Consider the following 471-nt stretch of genomic DNA (forward strand, 5'->3'; position numbering starts at 1 on the left):
CGTCGGGCTCGGCGCCCTCGAGGGTGAAGGTCACCAGGGGCGCACCGACCTCGAGGGTCTCACCCTCGGCGCCGTGCAGGGCCGCGACGACGCCCGCGAACGGGCTCGAGACCTCGACCACGGCCTTGGCCGTCTCGACGTCGGCGAGCACCTGGTTCACGCTCACCGCGTCGCCCTCGGCCACGCGCCACGTCACGATCTCGGACTCGGTCAGGCCCTCGCCGAGGTCGGGCAGGCGGAAGGTCTTCTGGCTCATCGGGTCTCCTCCCCGGCGTTCTGGGCCGCGAGGAACTGCTCGGCGGTCTCGGGGGCGGCGAACGCGTCCACGGAGTCCAGCGAATTCGGTCGGCCCAGAGCACGGTCCAGGCCGTCGAGGATGCGGTCGAGGTCCGGCAGGTGCAGGTGCTCGAGCTTGGACGGCGGGTAGGGCACGTCCATGCCGGTGACGCGCACCGGCGGGGCCTCGAGCCA

General features: G+C 72.8%; 1 protein-coding gene and 1 pseudogene. Both read right to left on the reverse strand.

Annotation, left to right across the window (positions count from 1 at the left end; translation table 11 throughout):
- Positions 1 to 256: biotin/lipoyl-containing protein (locus HMPREF3105_RS11040; RefSeq protein WP_305791349.1), on the reverse strand; the 256-nt coding region annotated here is incomplete at its 3' end.
- Positions 253 to 471, reverse strand: a pseudogene (locus HMPREF3105_RS13615) (alpha-ketoacid dehydrogenase subunit beta); the annotation flags it as partial. The gene HMPREF3105_RS11040 and the pseudogene HMPREF3105_RS13615, both read right to left, overlap by 4 nt.

It is taken from the genome of Micrococcus sp. HMSC31B01, assembly GCF_001816085.1.
Classification (GTDB): Bacteria; Actinomycetota; Actinomycetes; order Actinomycetales; family Micrococcaceae; genus Micrococcus; species Micrococcus luteus.